Consider the following 17,462-nt stretch of genomic DNA (forward strand, 5'->3'; position numbering starts at 1 on the left):
CCCATCATTTAGCATTAGGGGACGTGTTCAGGAGCCGGGGGGTGATGGCATGACAGATCTGGCGACCAGGCCCGGCGCCGACGAGACGACCGTCGACGGCGAGGTCAAGCCTTTCGTCGATGCGTCGCAGCCTCTCGACGGCGGCACCGATGCCCCACCGCCCGCGTACGAGTGGGCGTCGACCGGGCCGGCTCCCCGCCGTCGCCGGCTCTGGCTGTGGATCGCGATTCCCGTCGCGGTCGTCGCGGTCGGGCTCGGCATCACCTCGCTCGTCCTGATCGCCCCCGGAACCGCGGTGGCCGGCGTCCCCGTCGGTGGACTCACCCCGGGCGCGGCCGTCGAGGCCGTGCAGCAGCATCTCGCCGACACGACGATCGTCCTCACCGGATCCGGCGCCGACGCCACGGTCACCGCCGCAGACCTCGGAGCCTCGGTCGATGCCCGCGCGCTGGTCGACGAGGCCTTCGCCGCGCACCCTGCCTGGAACTTCGGCGCCTGGTTCGCCTCGCCGATGGACGCCCAGGTCACCGTCGACACCGCGACCGCTGTCGCGGCGCTGCGCGCAGCTGTCCCCAGCCTGTACGTCGATCCCACCGACGCGACCGTCGCGTTCGACCCCGCGTCGGCGACCTACGTCGCCACGCCCGCGGTCGATGGCGCCGGCGTCGACGTCGACGCGGTGCGCGCCGCCCTGCAGGATGCGTTCGTCGCCGGCGACCTGACGGTCGACCTCGCCGCCACGACTGCTGCGGTCGCCCCTGAGGTCCCGACGTACGTCGCGAACGCGACAGTCGGCACCCTGAACAGCATGCTGGACACGGCCGGCTTCTATATCGGGGCCGAGCGGACCGTGCCGATCGACCGGGCCACCCTCGCCTCATGGCTGACCGTGACACGCACCGCGGATAACACGTTCGAGATCACCGCCGAGGAACAGCCGATCCAGCCTGTGGTCGATGGGCTTCCGGCAGCCGTCGACCGGGCGGCCGTCGCCGCGACCGTGATCGCCAACGACTCCGGGACGGTGCTGCGCACGCCGACGGCCGGCGTGACGGGCCGGGCCCTCGAGACGACGGCGGGCATCGCCGCCGGGTTCGCCTCACAGCTCGCCACCGGCAACGCCGTCTACCAGCTCCCCGTCCAGGAAGTCGCGTTCAACACGACGACCATCGTCCGACTGCTCGAGGTCAACCTGAGCGAGCAGCGCCTGTACCTCAAGGAGAACGGCGCGGTCGTCGACAGCTGGCTCATCTCCAGCGGCCTGTCGTTCCCGACCGAGACCGGGCACTACCGCATCAACTCGCACTACCCCGTGCAGACGATGAAGGGCCTCAACGTCGACGGCACACCCTACACGACCGAGAACGTCCAGTGGGTGATGTACTTCAACGGCGGCCAGGCGTTCCACGGCGTCTACTGGCACACCAACTGGGGTCACCGCATGAGCCACGGCTGCGTCGGCATGCCGATCTCCCGCGCGCAGCAGATCTACAACTGGTCAGCCAGCGGCACCGACGTGTGGATCCACAACTGATCTGAGCTCCCTCGGGTTTGCGCAGTTTGCGCGACGAGCGACGCGGCGTCTATCGTGGCGCCGTCACACACCGCGCAAGAGGAGCATGGATGCCGCGATTCGATCTCTCACCCACCGAGCTGGAGACCTACCTGCCCGACGTGGGTGAGCCCGCCGACTTCGAGGATTTCTGGGCCTCGACTCTCGCTGAGTCCCGCGCCGTCGGAGCCGAAGTGGTCGTCAAGGCCGAGGCATCCCCGTTCCGCACCCTCGACGTCTTCGACGTCACCTTTCCGGGCTTCGCGGGCGACCCCGTCAAGGCGTGGCTCACGCTCCCGCGCGGGATCGAAGGGCCGCTGCCCACGGTCGTCGAATACAACGGCTACGGCGGCGGGCGCGGCCTGCCGGTCGAGCGGCTCGGCTGGGCGTCGGCCGGCTATGCCCATCTGTTCATGGACACCCGCGGGCAGGGCTCCGGGTGGGGCAGCGGCGGGGGCACCCCCGACCCGCACGGCACCGGTCCATCATCGAGCGGCTTCATGACGCGCGGGATCGAGCACCCCGAGGACTACTACTACCGCCGGGTGTTCACCGACGCCGTTCGCGCCGTCGACGCCGTGCGAACGCTGCCGCAGATCGACGCGTCGCGCGTCGCGGTCGCGGGCGGCAGCCAGGGCGGCGGGATCGCCCTCGCTGCGGCCGGGCTGTCCGAAGGACTGATCGGCGTCATGCCGGACGTCCCGTTCCTCTGCCACTTCGAACGCTCTGTCGGCTTCACCGGCCAGGACCCCTATCAGGAGGTGGTCCGCTATCTCTCCGTCCATCGCGGCGCCGAACCGCGCGTGTTCGAAACGCTCTCCTACTTCGATGGCGTGAACTTCGCGAAGCGAGCGGACGCCGCCGCACTGTTCTCGGTCGCGCTGCTCGACCCGATCTGCCCGCCATCGACCGTCTACGCCGCCTTCAACCACTACGCCGGCGCAGACAAGCACATCGAGGTGTACGCCCACAACGAGCACGAAGGCGGCCAGTCCTACCAGTGGATCGCGCAGACATCGTTCCTCGCCGAACGATGTCGTCCATGACGGGCTTCGCAGACGCGGAGGCCCTCCTGGCCGGAAGCCTTCAGCGATCGCACCCGCTTCGGTCGCTGCTGCGGCTGCTGCACCCGCATCGCAGCAGCCTGATCCTCGCGATGCTCTGCTTCGTCGTCAAAGACAGTCCGGCGTGGATTCTGCCTCCGATCACCGCCGCGGTCATCGACATCGTCGTCGCCGGCGGCCCCGTGGACCGCCTGTGGGTCTGGGGCGGTCTCGCTCTCGCGCTGCTCGCCTTGAACTATCCGTTCAACATGATCGTCGTGCGGCTGACGTCTTCGGCGACCCGCTCGATGGCCTACAACGTGCGATCCGGTCTCGCGGCGCGACTGCAGCGTCTCTCGCTCGGGTACCACAACCGCCAGAACGCCTCGATCATGCAGACCAAGATCATCCGCGACGTCGAGAACCTCGAACTGACGATGCAGCAGGTGTTCCCCACGGCGGTCGGCTCGATCGCGACCCTGGTCGGCGCGATCGTCGTCACCGCCATCACCGTGCCTCAGTTCGTCATCGTGTTCGCGCTCACCATCCCGGTCGCGGCGGGGCTCATCATCTACATCCGGCGGCGCGCGACGCAGCGCAACGAGGAGTTCCGCCGTCAGGTCGAGCGCCTCTCCGCGCAGGTGAACGAGATGGCGACGCTCATGCCGCTCACCCGCGGACACGGGCTGGAGGACCTCGCGACGTCGCAGGTGGCCGAGCGCGCGGCATCCGTACGATCCGCCGGTCGCGACCTCGACGTGCTCAACGGCCGGTTCGGCGCACTCTCCTGGATCTCGTATCAGGTGCTCGGGCTCATCTGCCTGATCGGGGCGGCCGCGGTCTCCGTCCTCGGACTGGTGCCGATCACGCCCGGACAGGTGGTGCTCCTGACGACCTACTTCACGGTGCTCACCAACGCGATCGTCATGCTGCTCAACGTGGCGCCCGTGTTCAGCCGCGGCATGGACTCGGTGCGCTCCATCGCCGAGGTGACCGACGAACTGGACGTCGAGGACAACACCGGCAAGGCCCCAGTGGGAGCCATCGACGGTCGAATCGAGCTGCGCGCCGTGACGGTCCAGTATCCGGATGCCCCGCGGGCGGCCTTGGACGCACTGTCGCTGGACATCCGGCCCGGCGAGACTGTCGCCTTCGTCGGCCCGTCCGGCTCGGGCAAGTCGACGATCCTGAACGTGATCCTCGGGTTCGTCCGTCCCGTCGAGGGGGACGTCCTCATCGACGGGCAGGATCTCGCGGGCCTCGATCTGCGCTCACTGCGCCGCCGCGTGGCGATCGTCCCGCAGGAGACGGCGCTGTTCGATGGGAGCATCCGGCAGAACGTCACCTATGGCGTGGGCGAGAAGAGCGACGCCGAGATCCTGGACGCGCTGGGCGCCGCCAACGCGCTCGACATCGTCCGCGACCAGCCCGGCGGGCTGGACGCCGTCGTGGGCGACCGCGGGTCCCGGTTGTCGGGCGGGCAGCGGCAGCGGCTGGCGATCGCGCGCGCGCTCATCCGCGACCCGCGCATCCTCGTCCTGGACGAAGCGACCAGCGCCCTCGATCCGGAGTCCGAGTCGAAGGTCACCGCAGCCATCGATCGCGCCCGCGCGGGCCGGACCACGCTCGTGGTCGCGCATCGCCTCTCCACCGTGCGTGGCGCTGACCGGATCGTCGTGATCGATGCGGGACGCATCGTGGAGATCGGCGACCACCGCACGCTCCTCGCGCGCGACGGGCTCTATGCTCGCCTCGTCGCGCTGCAGACCCACTGACCGGTGACTTAGACGGCCACCAGGTCGAGGATGAATGCCTGCGTCGGCCAGAGGGTCGGCAGCTGCAGCCCGACCCGCGCGAGCACCGCCGCCGGAAGCGTGATCTCGCCGCTCGTGTACCACTCCGGCGCAATCCACCCGTAGGCGGCGGCGCCGATCTCCCGCCGCACGCGCACGCGGTACTCGCGCCCCTGATCCAGACCGGGGATGCGCAGTCGCTCGGCCCTGGCATCCTCGAGGCTTCCGACGTTCGCCACGACCACGACCGCCCGCAAAGCATCCGGTGCGACGAATCCCGTGACCCGCCAGGCGGGATCCCGCAGCTCCGGGTGGATGACGACACCACCGTGGATTATGGGCCGCAGCTCGCGGTACAGCGCCGCGAACCGGGTGATCGCGGCGAGCTCGTCCTCGTCGCAGCCGAGGATGTCCCACTCGAACCCCGCGGAGCCGAGCAGGCTGGTCGCCATGCGGTAGCTCAGGGCCGTCGTCCGGCCCGAACTGTGGGATTCGGTGGGGCCGACGTGAGCGCCGACGAGTTCGGGCGGCAGCAGGAGGCCCGTCCAGCGCTGGATGTCCTGGCGTTCCACCGGGTCGTTCGAGTCGCTCGCCCAGACGCGATCGCACACCGCCATGATCCCGAGGTCGGTGCGCGCGCCGCCGCTCGAGCACGACTCGATCTCGAGGCCGGGATGCCGCTCCTTCAGCTCGCCGATGAGCCGGTAGACCGCCGCCATCTGCGCGTGGGTGCCGGGCCGGCCATCGTGCACCGTCTCGGTGAGGTCGCGGTTGTGGTCCCACTTGATGAAGTCGATGCCGAGCTGCGAGATGAGGGCGTCGATCTGGTCCCGCACGTGCCTGTAAGCGGCCGGATTCGCCAGGTCCATGACGTACTGCGTGCGCCACGAGAGCTCTGGGGCGTGATCCAGGTGGCCCGGATCGTGCAGCAGCCAGTCCGGGTGCGCGCGGGCGACGTCGGAGTCCGCGCTCACCATCTCCGGTTCGAACCAGAGACCGAACTCCATGCCGAGCCCGTGCACCTGGCGCGCGAGCGGCCCCAGTCCCTCGGGCCACACGGCACGGTCGACGGTCCAGTCGCCGAGACTCGTCGTGTCGTCCCGCCGCGCCAGGAACCACCCGTCGTCGAGCACGAAGCGCTCGATCCCCACTTCAGCGGCACGCTCGGCCAGCTCCGCGATCCGCGCCGGGTTGTGGTCGAAGTACACCGCCTCCCACGTGTTGAGGGTGAGGGGGCGGGGGGAGACCGGATGCTGCGGCCGCGCGCGCAGCCACGTGTGCACTCGACCAGCCAGCGTGTCGAGCCCATCGGCCGCCCAGACGAACGCCGCACGCGGGGTTCGGTACTCTTCGCCGGCGCTCAGGACGATCTCCCCGGGGCGCAGCAGCTCGCCCGCGCCGATGAGGGTCACGGCGTCGGTGACGCGATCCACTCGGTACGTCACGTCCGACGACCACGCGAGGTGGGTGCCCCACAGTGCGCCCGAGCGCCAGCGCGGTTCGGCCTCGGACGCGATGAACAGCGTGGGGGCGTCGTGGCCCGGTCTGCCTCTGCGGGACTGACGCACCGTGGAGCCGGGTGGCATCCCGGACGTCACGGGGCGCTTCTCCCTCGTCCAGCGGCCGTCGAAGGTCGTCAGATGCGTCGTGCTCGAAGGCACCGGCAAGGTCGGCTCGAGCCAGTCCACCTCGAACCGCGCGTCAGTCTCGCCTTCTGCTGCGGCGAGCGCAACCTCGACCCACACCACTCCGCCCGTCTCGATGCTGAGGGAGAGTTCGAGCCTCAGAGCGGATGCCGCATCGGCCGCCGTGATGACGCAGCGCACACCGTCTGCGCTCGTATCGTGGGCGATGCCCTCGAGGCGCCATCTGCAGTGGTGGAGGAGGCCATTTCGTCGCACCTGCAGACCCGGTCGTCCCGTCCAGCCATCACCCTCCTGCGGGATGAGCGAGAGCTGCCAGGCGGCATCGAGCGTGCCAGGGGCGGACTGGCGACTCACTCCGTCTGCCAGCCTCTCCAGCGCGGCGTGCGACAGCGAACCGAGTGCTTCGCCCCAATGAAGCACGCGCGGCAGACCTGCCCCGCGCGCGTCGAGCACCAGCCCGACGCCGGCGGCCTCCAGCTGAACAATTCCCGCGGTCATTCCTCGCCTCTCTGAGCTGCGTGCCGTTCGCCGGTGCCTCGCTCGATGATCCAGGTGGGCAGTGCGATCTGCCGGGTGAAGCCGGCCGGGTCGCCGATGCGCTCGAGCGCAACCTGCGCAGCCCTGCGACCGAGTTCGACGGGGTCGTAGCTGATGACCGAAACCCCGAGCACGTCGGCGGTGTCGAAGTCGTCGAAGCCGACGATCGCGGTTCGCCCGTCGTCGTGGAGGTCGCGCAGCACCCGAAGCGCGCCGATCGTGACGCGGTTGTTCCCCGCCAGGAGCGCGGTGGGCGGGTCGTCCATGGTCATCACCCTCCGCACGAGCTCGTCCGCCGGGATCGCCAGGTCGTCCGCCAGCATCTCCCACCTCGCCGTCTCGGTCACGCCCGCCGCCGCCATCGCATCGCGATAGCCGCGCAGGCGCTCAGCCTGGGTGTAGACGGATGCCGGATTGCAGATGTACGCGATCCGCCGATGGCCCCGTGCGAGCAGCCGGCTGGTCGCGTCGAAGACCCCACGGTGGTTCTCGAGCACGATCGAGTCGGCCACGAGATTGCGTGCCGGCCGGTCGATCGCAACGACCGGCGTGCCGAGCTGGCGCTCTCCTTCGAGATACGACTGGTCGTCGGCCACCGGGATCAGCAGCAGCGCGCCGATGCGCTGCGCGAGCAGCGCATCGGCGACGCGCTCCTCGCCTTCTGGGGTGTCGTCGGTGGTGGCGACGACCAGCCCGTAGCCGGCGCCGGCGAGCTCGCGCTCGATGCCGGAGGCGACCTTGTAGTAGAACGGGTTGCTCAGCTCACCCATGATGAATCCGACGGTGTTCGTGCCCCCGCCGCGCCGCAGACCGCGCGCGAGGGTGTTGGGCCGGAACCGCAGTCGCTTGGCGGCCGCGAGGACCCGATCGACCGTCTCGGGCGCGACCAGTTCGCGGGTCGTGAAGACGCGCGAGACCGTCTTCGAGCTGACCCCTGCGAGCCGGGCGACATCATCGAGCGTGGCGCGCTGCTGAACCGTCATCGGCCCTCCTCCCGGTCAGATTAGCAGAGGTACAGGGGAATGGCGACGATGGACATTTCATGGACATTTCAGACATGAAGCTACGATCAAGGTCACCTTAAAGTGCTGATCGAGGGCTGTTTTTTGAATCTGAATTCTGAACGGACAGAATACGACAGCGTTGACATTTACCCTTGCGGAGAGCGCTCTCACGCGCCTAATGTGGGCCCGCGACAACCCCGATGCGGCGGCGACTGCATCCGAGGTCAACGGAGAACCCTCACAAGGAGATACACATGGCAAAGAAGACATTGGGAGCGCTCGCCCTGCTCACCGTCACCGGGATCGCCCTCGCGGGCTGTGCCGGCGGAGGTGGCTCGAGCGACGCCGACAACACGATCGACGGCGACGTGAAGGGCGACATCACGGTGGTCACGTGGCGCACCGACCTGATCGCGGACGGCACGTTCGACAAGTACGCGAAGGAGTTCACGGCGAAGTACCCCGACGTGAAAGTCACCTTCGAGGGGATCACCGACTACGCCGGCGAAATGCAGACGCGGATGAGCACCTCGAACTACGGCGACGTGCTCGGCATCCCGACGATCTCCCCCAACCAGTACGACCAGTTCCTCGAGCCCCTGGGCAAGACCGCCGACTTCGCGGACACCTACCGGTTCCTGCCGGCGGCGAGCTACGACGGCACGCAGTACGGCATCGCCTTCGGCGGCAACGCGAACGGCGTGATCTACAACAAGAAGGTCTGGGAAGAGGCGGGAATCACGACCCCGCCGACCGACGAAGACGAGTGGCTCGAGGCGCTGCAGGCGATCAAGGACAACACCGACGCGATCCCGCTCTACACGAACTACAAGGACGGCTGGCCGCTCACCCAGAGCTTCGGCAACCTCGGCGTCGTGACCGACGACCAGGACGCACCGATCACGATGGCGGAAGACCCGGCGCCGTGGACCGAAGGTACCGATGTCTACGCGATCGACTCGCTGCTGTACGACTCGGTCGCCGCAGGCCTGACCGAGGAAGACCCGCTCACCACGAACTGGGAGCAGTCGAAGGTCGACCTGGCCACCGGCAAGATCGCGACGATGACCCTCGGCTCATGGGCGATCTCGCAGATGCAGGCGAAGGCTGAAGAGAACGGCGCCTCGGCCGACGACATCGGCTACATCGCCTTCCCCGCGACCGTGGACGGCACGCAGTTCGCCGTGGTCGGCGGCGACTACAACCTCGCCGTGAGCAAGCACTCCAAGGCCAAGGCGGCCGCATGGGCATGGATCCAGTGGGTCGTTTCGGAGTCCGGCTACACCGAGGCGCAGGGCATGATCTCGCCGGTTCTCGAGAAGCCCCTCCCCGACAACCTCGCCGGCTTCACCGACGCGGGCGTCGAGCTCATCGAGATCAACCCCGCTCCTGCGGGCAAGGAGAGCCTCCTCGCMGACACCGCCAACGACGCGCAGATCGACATCTACGGCCCGCTCTACCGTCAGAAGCTCGTCGACATCGCCCGCGGCGCTGCCGACGGCGACAAGGACAGCTACTTCGCCGAGCTCAACGAACGTTGGGGCGCTTCGGTCGAGAAGCTCTCCAACTGACCCACCCCTGGACTCGGAGAAGCACATGGCACTCGCACCACTCGGCTCCGCACCCGCGGGCGCCCCGTCCGTCCTCTCCGCTCCCGTACGTGCTCGCCGGTTCCGCGGTTCCCGCGGAACCGGCGATGCCGGGCCCAAGACCGGCCGTTCCGCGGGACGGTCGTTCCGGCAGCACCTCACCCCGTGGCTGTTCCTGGCCACCGCGGTGGGTCTGCTCCTGGTGTTCACCTACTGGCCCGCGCTGAATCTCTTCTACTTCAGCGTGACCGACTGGGACGGCATCGATCTCACCAAGAACTTCGTCGGCCTGGAGAACTACGTCCAGGTCTTCACCGACCCGCGCATCTTCAGCGTCTTCGGGGTCAGCCTCTACTACTTCCTCGCCACGTTCGTGCAGATGGCGATCGCCCTCTACTTCGCGACGATCCTGAGCTTCTCGACGCGGTTCCAGAACCTGTTCCGCGGCATCCTCTTCTTCCCCTACCTGATCAACGGCGTCGCGATCGGGTTCGTGTTCCTCTACCTCTTCCAGCCGGGCGGCACACTCGACACGGCACTGTCGTGGTTCGGCGTCACCGACCCCCCGCACTGGCTCGGCGACCCCGCCTACGTGAACTGGTCGCTGGCAGCGACCTCGGTCTGGCGCTACACGGGCCTCAACTTCGTGCTCTTCCTCGGAGCGATCCAGTCGATTCCCCGCGAGCTGTATGAAGCCGCCGAGATCGACGGCGCGTCGCGGTTCCAGCAGTTCTGGGCCCTGATCTTCCCCGGCATCCGCCGCGTCATCGGCCTGTCATTCATCCTCGCGGTGGCCGGCGCCCTGAGTGTGTTCGAGATCCCGTTCATCATGACCGGCGGCGCGAACGGCTCGGCGACGTTCGTGATCCAGACGCTGCAGACCGCCTTCAGCTACCGGCAGGTCGGCCTCGCGTCGGCGATGGCCGTCGTGCTGCTGTTCATCGTGCTGATCGTGACCGTGATCCAGCGCAAAGTCTTCCCCGACGAGAAGGTTGACCTGACATGACGACCGTGCGCCGCTATGAGAGCGGCCTGACCCCCTTCATGCGCTTCAAGGGCATGAGCGCGACCACCGCGAAGTACGTCAGCCTCATCGTGGGTGCTCTGTTCACCCTGCTCCCGCTGTCGGTGGTGCTGTTCGCGAGCTTGAAGACGAGTTCCGAGTTCGCCTCCACCGGCCCGTTCGATCTGCCGCAGAACTGGCTCAACTTCGACAACTTCGTCACGGCGTTCACGAGCGGCGAGATGCTCGAGGGCTTCGTCAACACGACGATCGTGCTCGTGGTCTCGCTCGTCGGGACGATCTTCATCGGCACCATGGCCGCGTACGCGCTCGATCGGTTCGTGTTCCGCGGCAAGAAGCTCGTGGTCGGGCTCTTCCTGGTCGCCACGCTCATCCCGAGCGCGACGAGCCAGGTGGCGACCTTCCAATTGATCAACGGACTCGGCCTCTACGACACGAAGACCGCGCTGATCCTCCTCTTCATGGGCACGGACATCATCGCGATCTACCTGTTCATCCAGTTCATGCAGTCGATCCCCGTCTCGCTCGATGAGGCGGCGATGCTCGACGGCGCCAATCGCTGGACGATCTACTGGCGCATCATCCTTCCGCTGCTGCGCCCGGCGATCGCCACCGTCGTGATCATCAAGGGCATCGCGATCTACAACGAGTTCTACGCGCCGTTCCTCTACCTGCCTTCCGAGGGCTTCATCTCCACGTCGCTCTTCCGGTTCAAGGGACCGTTCGGAGCCCAGTGGGAAATCATCGCGGCCGGCACGATCGTCGTCATCATCCCCACGATCCTCGCGTTCCTCTTCCTGCAGCGCTGGATCTACCGTGGCCTCACCTCAGGAGCCGTCAAGTGACATCCACCCGCACCCTGCACGACGGCTGGTCCGTACGCGCAGGCTCCGGTCCCGCGCCCGAGCCCATCGCCTCGGCGCTGATCCCCGCGACAGTGCCTGGGGTCGTCCATCTCGATCTGATGGCGGCGGGACTGATCCCGGATCCCTACCTCGACGACAACGAGTCGGCGCTGGCCTGGATCGGCCTCGTCGACTGGACGTACGAGACCACGTTCACCGTCGACGAATCGGAGCTCGCGGCGCACTCTCGCCACGACCTCGCCTTCGACGGGCTCGACACGGTCGCGACCGTGCGGCTCAACGGCACGACGGTCGCCGAGACCGCGAACCAGCACCGCACGTACCGCATCGACGTGCGCGACGCCCTCGTCGCGGGCGACAACGTGCTGACGGTCTCGTTCCGCAGTCCGATCCGCTACGCGAACGAGCAGAGCGTCGCCCTCGGCGTGCGCCAGCGCCCGTACCCCCTCCCCTACGACGCGATCCGCAAGTCCGCGTGCAGCTTCGGGTGGGACTGGGGCATCAAGACCGCGACCAGCGGCATCTGGAAGCCGGTGCGCCTCGAATCCTGGTCGACCGCGCGGCTCGCGTCGGTGCGCCCGCAGGTGCGGGTGACGGATGCCGCGACCGGCATCGTCGACGTCGCCCTCGTGATCGAGCGCGCGGGCGACGAGCCGGTCACCGCGACCGTCTCCGTGGCGGGCGTGTCGGTCAGCGCCGAGATCGCCGCCGGGGAGACGGAAGCGACGGTGTCGGCGTCCGTTCCCGACGTCGAGCTGTGGTGGCCCGCCGGCTATGGCGAGCAGCCGCTGTACGACGTGGACGTGCGGATCGAGGCATCCGGAGTCGTCGCCTCCGAAGCCCGTCGCCGCGTCGGGTTCCGCACCGTCGCGTGGGATTCCACCCCGGACGACGCGGGCACGCCGTTCACGCTGCACGTCAACGGCGTGCCGGTCTTCGTCAAGGGCGCGAACTGGATTCCGGATGACGCGTTCCCGGTGCGTGTCGACCGTGCCCGCTACGAGCGGCGGCTACGTCAGGCGCGCGCCGGCCACCTAAACCTKATCCGTGTGTGGGGCGGCGGCATCTACGAGGCGGACGACTTCTACGACGTCGCCGACGAGCTCGGCCTGCTGACCTGGCAGGACTTCCTCTTCGCGTGCGCGGCGTATGCCGAAGAGGAGCCCCTGCGCGGCGAAGTCGAGGCGGAGGCGCGCGACAACGTCACGCGCATCGGCCACCACGCATCGCTCGTGCTGCTCACCGGCAACAACGAGAACCTCTGGGGCTACGAGGACTGGGGCTGGAAGCTCCGCCTCGACGGCAAGACCTGGGGCGCCTACTACTACTACGACCTGCTGCCTTCGGTGGTCTCAGAGCTCGCCCCGCTCGTGCCGTATGCACCCGGGAGCCCGTTCAGCCCTGGCGGGCGCGCGTCAGCAAACCGGGGGTTTGGGGCGGAGCCCCATAAGGCGCCGGGCGACCAGCACCCGAACGCCGAGCAGCACGGCACGATGCACATCTGGGATCTCTGGAACCAGAAGGACTGGCCGCACTACCGCGACTACACCCCGCGGTTCGTCGCCGAGTTCGGCTGGCAGGGTCCGCCGACGTGGTCCACCCTGACCCGGTCCATCAGCGACCAGCCGCTGACCCCCGAGTCGCCGGGCATGATCGTTCATCAGAAGGCGATGGAAGGCAACGTCAAGCTCACGAACGGCCTGATCGCGCACTATCGGCTTCCCGAGGACATGGAGACCTGGCACTGGGCCATGCAGCTCAACCAGGCGAATGCGATCTCGACGGCGCTCGAGCACTTCCGCTCGCACGCTCCGCACACGGCCGGCGCGATCATCTGGCAGCTCAACGACTGCTGGCCGGTGACGTCGTGGGCCGCGATCGACGGCGACGAGCACCAGAAGCCACTGTTCTACGCGCTGCGCAACGCCTTCGCGCCACGGGTCGTCACGATCCAGCCCCGGGGCGACGGCCTCGTGGTGGCCGTCGTGAACGACACCGGCGACGCGTGGAGCGGCGAGCTGCGGATCACCCGGCGCGACTACAGCGGCGTCGTGCTCGCCGAGCACATCTCCTCAGTGACGACGCCCGCGCGCGCCGTGACGACCGTCGCGATCCCGGATGCCGCGGCCCAAGCGGGCGACGCCGGTTCGGAACTGATCGTCGCCGAGCTCGACGGCGTGCGCGGACTGTGGTTCTTCGGCGAGCCGCGGGATTCCGCTCTCGAGCCCCCGCGCGTGTCGGTCGAGGTCGCCGAGCACGCCGCCGGAGTGGAGATCACGCTGACCGCCCACAACCTGGTGCGTGAGCTGGCCCTGCTCGTCGACAAGATCGTCCCCGACGCCGTCGCCGAGGAGGGCCTGGTGACGCTGCTGCCCGGCGAGTCCACGACGATCCTCGTGCGTGGGCTCAGTGCCCGCGAGGCTCCGGCCATCTCGCACCCGAGCGTGCTGCGTTCGGCGAACCAGCTGGTGGTGACATGACGACCTTGATCGACGCGCTCGGCGAGCCGATCTGCGGCATGACGTGGGGCTGGGTGGGCACCCGCGGCACGTGGGCGACACCGGAGGCCGCGGCATCCCTCGCGGCGATGGCCGACCACGCCGTCACCTGGACCGCGATCGCCTACGCCGCCGTGCAGCAGACGCCGTTCTCGACGGAGATCCCGTTCGACTCGGAGCCGACCGTCACCGACGATGAGATCGTCTGGGCGATCCGCGAGGCCAAGGGCCTGGGGCTGAAAGTCGCCCTCAAGCCGGTCGTGAACTGCGCCGATGGAACCTGGCGCGCACACATCGGGTTCTTCGACTGGGATGTGCCCAATGAGCCGAGCTGGTCCGACTGGTTCGCCTCGTATCGCGCCTTCATCCTGCATGCGGCCACGATCGCCGAGGCAGAGGGCTGCGAGATGCTCTGCATCGGGTGCGAGATGGTGCGCGCCGACGGCCAGGAAGAGCACTGGCGACGCCTGGTGGATGACGTGCGCATGGTGTACTCCGGACTCATCACCTACAACTGCGACAAGTACCAGGAGGACCACATCACGTGGTGGGATGCCGTCGACGTCATCTCCTCGAGCGGGTACTACCCGATCGACACCTGGCAGACCCACCTCGACCGCATCGAGCAGGTGGTCGAGGCATCCGGCAAGCCGTTCTTCTTCATGGAGACGGGCTGCCCCAGTCGCACCGGCTCGGCAGACCTGCCCAACGACTGGGCGCTGCCCGGCGAGCCGTCGGGCGAGGAGCAGCTGCGCTACTACCGCGCGATGTTCGAGGCGTGCGCCGATCGGCCGTGGGTGGGCGGGTTCATGCTGTGGGATTGGCCGGCCACGCTGTACGCGATCGAGGATGCGCCGTCGAACGATGACTACTGTCCCTACGGAAAACCCGCAGGTGTCTACCTGCGGGAGGTCTACACCGCGATGAGCACGCGAGAGGTGAGCGCATGACCGCCGCAGGGGTGCTCGCGATCGACGCGGGCCAGACCGGGATGAAGGTGCGTCTCCAGGACGGCGATGGGCGCCGCGATGTGCTGTTCGGCGGCATCAGGACGCACGAGCCGCTGCTCCCCCAGCTCGCCGCCGTCGTGCACGCCGCGATCGTCGAGACCGGCACCCGCCCCGAGATCGTCACGGCGGGCATCTCGGGCCTTACAGATCGGGATGCCGATGCCGGGTCGCTCCTCGCGCTCCTGCGCGACACCGGCATCCGCGAAGCGGCGCTCGCCCACGACTCGACGACGTCCTTCCTCGGCGCGCTCGGCGACACCCGGGGCGCCGTCGTCGCCGCCGGAACCGGCGTGGTCACCCTCGCCGTCGGACGCGACGCCATCGCCCGCGTCGACGGCTGGGGCCACATCATGGGCGACGCCGGCAGCGGGTACTGGATCGGTCGCGAAGCGCTCGACGCGGTCATGCGCGGCTACGACGGCCGGGGGCCGGACACCGCGCTCGTCGACGTCGTCCGCGAACGCTGGCCCCAGCTGGAGCAGGCCTACATCGCCCTGCAGGCCACCGACGATCGGGTACGGGTGGTCGCGTCCTTCGCCGCGGACGTCGCGCGGCTGGCGGAAGAAGGCGACCCGGTCGCGTTGACCATCACCGAGGCGGCGGGGCAGCAGCTCGCGCTCAGTGTGTCGACGGCGATCGGCAGGGTGGCACTTCCCGACGATCACCTCGTGGTGTGCGCGATCGGCGGCGTCTTCCGCTCGCGGCTGCTCCAGAGCGCGTTCTCGGCCGCGCTGCTCGGCGGCGCGCACGGCGCCGTCATGACGCTCGTCGCGCCCCAGGGCGAAGGCATCGACGGGGCTGTGGCACTCGCAGATCTCCCGCCGGGGCATCCGCTCTCCGCCGGCGTGCACAGCGCGAGAGCGTGATGGCGACGAATCTGCAGACGACTCGTCTGTTCTTCGGCGGCGACTACAACCCGGAGCAGTGGCCGGAGAGCGTGTGGCAGGAGGATGTCGCGCTCATGCAGGAAGCCGGCGTCAACATCGTGACGCTCGGCGTGTTCTCGTGGGCGTTCGTCGAGATCGACGACGACCAGTGGGACTGGGGCTGGTTCGACCGCATCGTCGGGCTGCTCGCCGACGTCGGGATCGGCATCGACCTGGCCACCCCGACGGCGGCGCCGCCGACGTGGCTGCACCGCGCGCACCCCGAGATCATTCCGGTCGACCGGCGGGGCGTCCGCTTCCACCAGGGCGGTCGGCTCGGCTGGTGTGCGAGCCATCCGGTCTGGCACCGCTACTCCACGCGGATCGCCGAGCGCCTCGGCGAGCGCTACGGCGCCCATCCGGCCGTGCGGATGTGGCACGTCGGCAATGAGCTCGGCGGCGGAAACCGCCAGTGCTACTGCGACGAGTCGTCCAAGGCGTTCCGCGAGTGGACGCGCGAGCGCTACGGCACGATCGATGAGCTCAACCGCGCGTGGGGCACCGCCGTGTGGGGACTGCGGTACCGCAGCTTCGACGATGTGATCGCGCCGCTCGCCAGCGAGTCGGGGCAGAACCCCTCGCTGCTGCTCGCGTTCGACCGCTTCAGCTCGGACGCCCTCCTGGACCAGTACCGGCGCGAGCGCGACGCGCTCCGGCGGGTGGGCGTCTCGACGCCTATCACCACCAATCTCATGCTGGGAGTCGGCGGCAGCGTGGCGGACTACGCCGGCTGGGTGGACGACCTCGACATCGTCGCGATCGATCACTACACCGCCATGGCCGACCCGCGGCGCGAGCGCGAATTGGCGTTCGTCGCTTCGCGGGCGCGCGGGCTCGATCGAGGGCGCCCCTGGCTGCTGATGGAGCACTCGGCGAGTGCGGTGAACTGGCAGCCGCGCAACCCGCCGAAGGCGCCGGGCGAGATGACCCGCCACAGCCTCCAGCACATCGCGCATGGCTCGGACGGAGCGCTCTTCTTCCAGTGGCGCGCGTCAGCGTCCGGCGTCGAGCAGTACCACTCCGGGATGGTGCCCCACGCCGGCACGGACACCCGGCAGTGGCGCGAGGTGACGCAGCTCGGCCGCACGCTGGCGGGCCTCAGCGAGGTCGCGGGAAGTCTGGTCGAGGCATCCCGCGTCGCGATCGTCGCCGACATCCCCGCCAAGTGGGCGTGGGAGGAAGGCCAGAAGCCGCTCAACGACTACCCGCTCGAGAGATCGGGCCGACGGTGGCACGAGGCGCTCTCCGAGCGCGGCCACGGACCGGATGTCGTCGCTCCCGGCGCGGATCTGTCGACGTACGACCTGCTGATCGTGCCGGGGCTGTACGCCGTCGCCGACGCAGTGGTCGCGGACCTCTCCGCCGCCGCGGAGCGCGGTGCGACGGTGGTCGTCGGGCACCTCTCCGGCATCGTCGACGAGGAGAACCGGATCCGGACGGGCGGCTACCCCGGCGCCTTCCGCGACCTCGTCGGCGTGTTCGGCGAGGAGTTCACGCCGCTGCTCGAAGGCGATCGGGTCGCGCTGTCCAACGGTGCGATCGCGATCGACTGGACCGAACGCATTCGTGCGATCGATGCCGAGGTCGTCGCCACCTATGCCGAGGGTGCGCTGGCCGGCCTGCCCGCGATCACCTCCCGCCGCGTCGGCGCCGGGAGCGCGTGGTACGTGTCCGCGGACGTGCACGAGGGCTTCGGCGCCCTCGTCGACACTGTCGTTGCTTCCTCGGGCGTCGCGGCGCGGCTGCCCGTCGTGCCGGGTGTGGAGGCCGTGCGTCGCTGCGCGGACGGCACGTCCTGGCTGTTCCTGATCAACCACGGAGCGGCCGCCGCCGACGTTCCCGTCAGGGGACTGGAACTGCTGACCGGCGACTCCGCGGACGGCGTGCTCACGGTCGCCGCAGGGGCGGTGGCGGTCGTCCGTGAGGCACCCTGAGCTGCTTCGACCATGAAAAGAGGGGACGGATGCCGCGGCA

The 17,462-nt window shown here is 68.9% G+C and carries 12 protein-coding genes; 10 read left to right on the forward strand and 2 right to left on the reverse strand.

Going from position 1 to position 17,462, the window contains the following annotated elements:
- The first annotated feature begins 49 nt into the window (after nt 1-49).
- From ACXJ3V_RS09500 to ACXJ3V_RS09510, 3 genes are all read left to right on the forward strand, one after another.
- Complete coding sequence (locus tag ACXJ3V_RS09500; protein WP_457100048.1) at nt 50-1,534, forward strand: L,D-transpeptidase family protein; 1,485 nt, start codon at nt 50-52, stop codon at nt 1,532-1,534.
- A gap of 89 nt (nt 1,535-1,623) precedes the next feature.
- The gene (locus ACXJ3V_RS09505) at nt 1,624-2,598 is read left to right on the forward strand and encodes an acetylxylan esterase (protein WP_457100049.1); all 975 of its coding nucleotides are present in this window, start codon (nt 1,624-1,626) and stop codon (nt 2,596-2,598) included.
- On the forward strand, nt 2,595-4,370 hold the full coding sequence (locus ACXJ3V_RS09510) for an ABC transporter ATP-binding protein (protein ID WP_457100050.1): 1,776 nt from the start codon (nt 2,595-2,597) through the stop codon (nt 4,368-4,370). Before ACXJ3V_RS09505 ends, ACXJ3V_RS09510 begins: the two co-directional genes overlap by 4 nt.
- An 8-nt stretch (nt 4,371-4,378) precedes the next feature.
- On the opposite strand, the gene ACXJ3V_RS09515 is transcribed toward ACXJ3V_RS09510, so the two are convergent.
- Both ACXJ3V_RS09515 and ACXJ3V_RS09520 read right to left on the reverse strand, forming a co-directional pair.
- Nucleotides 4,379-6,532, reverse strand: coding sequence for an alpha-galactosidase (locus ACXJ3V_RS09515; RefSeq protein ID WP_457100051.1), 2,154 nt, complete (start codon nt 6,530-6,532; stop codon nt 4,379-4,381).
- On the reverse strand, nt 6,529-7,554 hold the full coding sequence (locus tag ACXJ3V_RS09520; RefSeq protein WP_457100052.1) for a LacI family DNA-binding transcriptional regulator: 1,026 nt from the start codon (nt 7,552-7,554) through the stop codon (nt 6,529-6,531). The genes ACXJ3V_RS09515 and ACXJ3V_RS09520 overlap by 4 nt, the downstream gene beginning before the upstream one ends.
- 275 nt (nt 7,555-7,829) lie before the next feature.
- Between ACXJ3V_RS09520 and ACXJ3V_RS09525 the strand changes: the two genes are divergently transcribed.
- From ACXJ3V_RS09525 to ACXJ3V_RS09555, 7 genes are read left to right on the forward strand one after another with little or no spacing between them, the layout of a single operon-like run.
- A complete protein-coding gene (locus tag ACXJ3V_RS09525) occupies nt 7,830-9,146 on the forward strand; it encodes an ABC transporter substrate-binding protein (RefSeq protein ID WP_457100053.1) in 1,317 nt (438 codons plus the stop codon).
- 25 nt (nt 9,147-9,171) lie between these two features.
- Nucleotides 9,172-10,170, forward strand: a complete 999-nt coding sequence (locus tag ACXJ3V_RS09530; RefSeq protein ID WP_457100054.1) for a carbohydrate ABC transporter permease — start codon at nt 9,172-9,174, stop codon at nt 10,168-10,170.
- Nucleotides 10,167-11,033: a carbohydrate ABC transporter permease gene (locus ACXJ3V_RS09535; protein ID WP_457100055.1), complete on the forward strand. Its 867-nt coding sequence runs from the start codon at nt 10,167-10,169 to the stop codon at nt 11,031-11,033. Before ACXJ3V_RS09530 ends, ACXJ3V_RS09535 begins: the two co-directional genes overlap by 4 nt.
- Nucleotides 11,030-13,534, forward strand: a complete 2,505-nt coding sequence (locus ACXJ3V_RS09540; RefSeq protein ID WP_457100056.1) for a glycosyl hydrolase 2 galactose-binding domain-containing protein — start codon at nt 11,030-11,032, stop codon at nt 13,532-13,534. The genes ACXJ3V_RS09535 and ACXJ3V_RS09540 overlap by 4 nt, the downstream gene beginning before the upstream one ends.
- Nucleotides 13,531-14,502: a glycoside hydrolase family 113 gene (locus ACXJ3V_RS09545; RefSeq protein WP_457100057.1), complete on the forward strand. Its 972-nt coding sequence runs from the start codon at nt 13,531-13,533 to the stop codon at nt 14,500-14,502. Before ACXJ3V_RS09540 ends, ACXJ3V_RS09545 begins: the two co-directional genes overlap by 4 nt.
- On the forward strand, nt 14,499-15,428 hold the full coding sequence (locus tag ACXJ3V_RS09550) for an N-acetylglucosamine kinase (RefSeq protein WP_457100058.1): 930 nt from the start codon (nt 14,499-14,501) through the stop codon (nt 15,426-15,428). Before ACXJ3V_RS09545 ends, ACXJ3V_RS09550 begins: the two co-directional genes overlap by 4 nt.
- On the forward strand, nt 15,428-17,422 hold the full coding sequence (locus ACXJ3V_RS09555; protein WP_457100059.1) for a beta-galactosidase: 1,995 nt from the start codon (nt 15,428-15,430) through the stop codon (nt 17,420-17,422). The genes ACXJ3V_RS09550 and ACXJ3V_RS09555 overlap by 1 nt, the downstream gene beginning before the upstream one ends.
- The last annotated feature ends 40 nt before the right edge of the window (nt 17,423-17,462 follow it).

It is taken from the genome of Microbacterium sp. P5_E9 (assembly GCF_054049175.1).

Bases quoted from the DNA above. Each gene is read 5' to 3' on its own strand.
- ACXJ3V_RS09510 (WP_457100050.1), top strand. From the start codon at position 2,595: ATGACGGGCTTCGCAGACGCGGAGGCCCTCCTGGCCGGAAGCCTTCAG.
- ACXJ3V_RS09535 (WP_457100055.1), top strand. From the start codon at position 10,167: ATGACGACCGTGCGCCGCTATGAGAGCGGCCTGACCCCCTTCATGCGC.
- ACXJ3V_RS09545 (WP_457100057.1), top strand. From the start codon at position 13,531: ATGACGACCTTGATCGACGCGCTCGGCGAGCCGATCTGCGGCATGACG.
- ACXJ3V_RS09520 (WP_457100052.1), bottom strand. From the start codon at position 7,554: ATGACGGTTCAGCAGCGCGCCACGCTCGATGATGTCGCCCGGCTCGCA.
- ACXJ3V_RS09550 (WP_457100058.1), top strand. From the start codon at position 14,499: ATGACCGCCGCAGGGGTGCTCGCGATCGACGCGGGCCAGACCGGGATG.
- ACXJ3V_RS09500 (WP_457100048.1), top strand. From the start codon at position 50: ATGACAGATCTGGCGACCAGGCCCGGCGCCGACGAGACGACCGTCGAC.
- ACXJ3V_RS09515 (WP_457100051.1), bottom strand. From the start codon at position 6,532: ATGACCGCGGGAATTGTTCAGCTGGAGGCCGCCGGCGTCGGGCTGGTG.
- ACXJ3V_RS09530 (WP_457100054.1), top strand. From the start codon at position 9,172: ATGGCACTCGCACCACTCGGCTCCGCACCCGCGGGCGCCCCGTCCGTC.
- ACXJ3V_RS09555 (WP_457100059.1), top strand. From the start codon at position 15,428: ATGGCGACGAATCTGCAGACGACTCGTCTGTTCTTCGGCGGCGACTAC.
- ACXJ3V_RS09505 (WP_457100049.1), top strand. From the start codon at position 1,624: ATGCCGCGATTCGATCTCTCACCCACCGAGCTGGAGACCTACCTGCCC.